Below are 3,840 nucleotides of genomic sequence, written 5' to 3'. Positions count from 1 at the left end.
CTGCGCCTGCCGGCCACCCTGGTCTTCGACCACCCCAACGCCCTCGCCGTCACCGAGTACATCGCATCGCGGATCGGCGGGGAGACCGCCCAGGCGGCCGACCCGGTCCGCACGGGCGCGGGCACCCCCGCCGACGACGAGCCCATCGCCATCGTCGGCATGGCCTGCCGCTACCCGGGCGGAGTGACCACTCCCGAGGAGCTGTGGCGCCTGGTCATGGACGGTGCCGACACGGTCTCCGACCTCCCGGGCGACCGGGGCTGGGACGTGGAGGACCTCTACGACCCGGAGCCGGGCAAGGAGGGCAAGAGCTACACGCGCCGCGGCAGCTTCCTGCACGACGCGGCCGAGTTCGACCCCGGGTTCTTCGGGATCTCGCCCCGCGAAGCCCTCTACATGGACCCGCAGCAGCGCCTGCTCCTGGAGACCTCGTGGGAGGCCCTGGAGCGGGCGGGCATCGACCCGGCCTCGCTCAGGGGCAGCCGGACCGGTGTCTTCGCCGGCGTGATGTACCACGACTACGCGCTCAACGTCTCGCCCTCCGGCACCGCCGGCGGCAGCGTGGTGTCCGGCCGGCTGTCGTACACCTACGGCTGGGAGGGCCCGGCCGTCACCGTCGACACCGCCTGCTCCTCCTCCCTCGTCGCGCTGCACCTCGCGGTGCAGGCACTGCGGTCGGGCGAGTGCTCGCTCGCCGTGGCCGGTGGCGCCACCGTGATGTCGACGCCCGGCATGTTCGTCGAGTTCAGCCGTCAGCGCGGCCTCTCCGTCGACGGCCGCTGCAAGGCGTTCGCGGGCGCGGCGGACGGTGTCGGCTGGTCCGAGGGCGTCGGCGTACTCCTCGTGGAACGCCTGTCGGACGCGGTGCGCAACGGACACCGGGTGCTCGCCGTCGTCAAGGGCACGGCCGTCAACCAGGACGGGGCCTCCAACGGCTTCACCGCGCCCAACGGCCCCTCCCAGCAGCGGGTGATCCGCCAGGCACTGCAGGGCGCCGGTCTCGCCGCGTCCGAGGTGGACGTGGTGGAGGCCCACGGCACGGGCACCACGCTCGGCGACCCGATCGAGGCGCAGGCCCTGCTGGCGACGTACGGTCAGGACCGGCCCGGGGACCGGCCGCTGCTGCTCGGCTCGATCAAGTCGAACATCGGCCACGCGCAGGCCGCCGCCGGTGTCGCAGGCGTCATCAAGATGGTCATGGCGATGGAACACGGCACGGTGCCGCGCACCCTGCACGTCGACCGCCCCTCGCCGCACGTCGACTGGACCGAGGGCAACGCCGAACTGGTCACCGAGGAAAGGCCGTGGCCGGTCACCGGCCGCCCGCGCCGGGCGAGCGTCTCCGCGTTCGGCCTCAGCGGCACCAACGCGCACGTCGTACTGGAACAGGGCCCCGCACCGGCCACCGCTGAACCGCAGGCCGCCGACGAACCGCGGACCACGGCCGAGCGCCGGACCGCCACCGAGCGCCGCACTCCCGCCGTCCTGCCGTGGACGGTGACCGCGGCGACCCCCGAGGCGCTCCGCGCCCAGGCCGCCCGGCTGCTGGACCACCTCACGGCACGGCCCGACGAGCGTCCGCTGGACACGGCGTACGCGCTGGCCACCGCCCGCACCGCGCTGGAGTCCCGCGCGACGGTGCTGGGCACCGGCCGTGACGAACTCCTGGCCGGGCTGCGCACCCTCGCCGAGGGCGGGAACGCCCCCGGCGTGGTGACCGGCGCGGCCCGCTCCGTCGGGACCACCGCCTTCCTGTTCTCCGGGCAGGGCTCACAGCGCCTCGGCATGGGGCGTGAGCTGTACGCGGACTTCCCCGTCTTCGCGGAGTCCTTCGACGCGGTGTGCGCGGGGCTGGACGAGCACCTGGAGCGTCCGCTGCGCGAGGTGGTGTGGGGCGAGGACGAGTCGGTCCTCAACGGCACGGCATACGCGCAGGCCGGCCTGTTCGCCGTCGAGGTGGCCCTGTACCGGCTGCTCACGTCCTGGGGGATCACCCCCGACTTCGTGGCCGGCCACTCCATCGGCGAGGTCGCGGCGGCCCATGTCGCCGGGGTGCTCTCGCTGGGCGACGCCTGCGCCCTGGTCGCCGCGCGCGGCCGGCTGATGCAGGCGCTGCCCGAGGGCGGTGCGATGGTGGCGGTGGAGGCCACCGAGGCGGAGGTGCGCGAGCACGTCGACTCCGCCGAGGGTGTGTCGGTCGCCGCGGTCAACGGCCCCTCGTCCGTCGTGGTCTCGGGTGTCGAGGCCGCGGTGGAGAGCGTGGCGGAGGTGTTCCGGGAGCGGGGACGTCGGGTCAGCAGGCTGCGGGTGTCGCACGCGTTCCACTCGCCGCTGATGGAGCCGATGCTGGCGCAGTTCCGCGAGGTGGTGGAGGGGCTGTCGTTCGGTGAGCCGCGGCTGCCGGTGGTCTCGAACGTGAGCGGCCGGATCGCGCAGGCCGGTGAACTGACCTCCCCGGACTACTGGGTGACCCATGTCCGGGAAGCCGTCCGTTTCGCCGACGGCATCCGCGCGCTCCGTGTCGCGGGAGTGGACCGCTGCGTCGAGATCGGCCCCGAGGCGGTGCTGACCGGCATGGCCCGCACCTGCCTCGACGGTGACGAGGACGCGGCCGTCCTGCTCGTGCCGACGGCCCGCAAGGGCCGTGACGAGACGGAGGCCCTCCTCACCGCCGTCGCCCAACTGCACACCACGGGAACGGCCGTCGACTGGTCCGGCTTCTTCGCCGGGACCGATGCCCGTGCCGTCGACCTGCCGACGTACGCCTTCCAGCGGCAGCGCTACTGGCTGACCGCGACCGACGGAGCTCCCGCCGCGGCGGGAAGCGCCGGACTCGACGCGGCGGAGCACCCGTTGCTGGGTGCGGTGGTGTCGCTGCCGGACTCCGGCGGTGTGGTGCTGACGGGCAGGCTGTCGGTGGAGGCCCAGCCGTGGCTCGCCGACCACATGGTGCTCGGCCGGATCCTGCTGCCCGGCGCCGTCCTCGTCGAACTGGCCCTGGCGGCCGGCGAGGCCGTGGACTGCGCCACCCTGGACGAACTGACCCTGGCGGCACCCCTGGTGCTGCCCGAGCGGGGCGGTGCCCAGATCCGCGTGATCGTCGGACCGCGCACCGCGGAACGCCGCACGGTCGCCGTCTACTCCCGTCCCGAAGGCACCTCGCAGGACTGGGCCACGCACGCCACCGGTTTCCTCACGGAGGCGGCTGTGGTGGCCGGGTCCGAGTGGGGTGAGTGGCCGCCGGCCGGTGCCGAGGTGGTGCCGGTGGAGGGTGCGTACGAGGTCTTCCGGGAGCGTGGTTACGGGTACGGGCCGGTGTTCCGGGGGTTGCGTGTGGCGTGGCGCCGGGGTGAGGAGTTGTTCGCCGAGGTGGCGCTTCCGGAGGAGGTGTCGGGTGAGGCGGGCCGGTTCGGTCTGCACCCGGCGCTGCTGGACGCCTCCATGCACGCCGCGATCCTCAACGACAGCGCAGGCCCCGGCGCCGAGGACGGTGACGGCGGCACGGTGATCCCGTTCGCCTGGAACCGTGTCTCCCTGCACGCCGTCGGCGCCGCCGCCGTCCGCGTCCGGATCGCCACCGCCGACGACGGGGGCATGGACATCCGCGTCGCCGATGTGACCGGCGCTCCGGTCCTGACGGTCGGCTCGATGGTGGGCCGGTCGGTCTCCGCCGATCAGCTCGGCGCCGCGTCCGGTGACGCGGGCGCGCTGTACGGCACCGAATGGGTGCCGGCCGCCGTGGACGGTTCCGCGGACCCGGCCTGGGTCTCCTGGACGGAGATCGCCGAGGCCGTCGGGAGTGCGGTGCCGGGTGTGGTGGTGCTGGACTGTGGTGTGCCG

General features: G+C 74.1%; 1 protein-coding gene. It reads left to right on the top strand.

The window, feature by feature from the left end; all coding sequences use genetic code 11:
* On the top strand, positions 1–3,840 hold a 3,840-nt coding region (locus KM933_RS38435; protein WP_221362198.1), incomplete at both ends, for a type I polyketide synthase.

It is taken from the genome of Streptomyces beigongshangae, assembly GCF_019710745.1.
GTDB lineage: Bacteria > Actinomycetota > Actinomycetes > Streptomycetales > Streptomycetaceae > Streptomyces > Streptomyces beigongshangae.
This window is presented reverse-complemented; position numbering and strand designations above follow the sequence as displayed.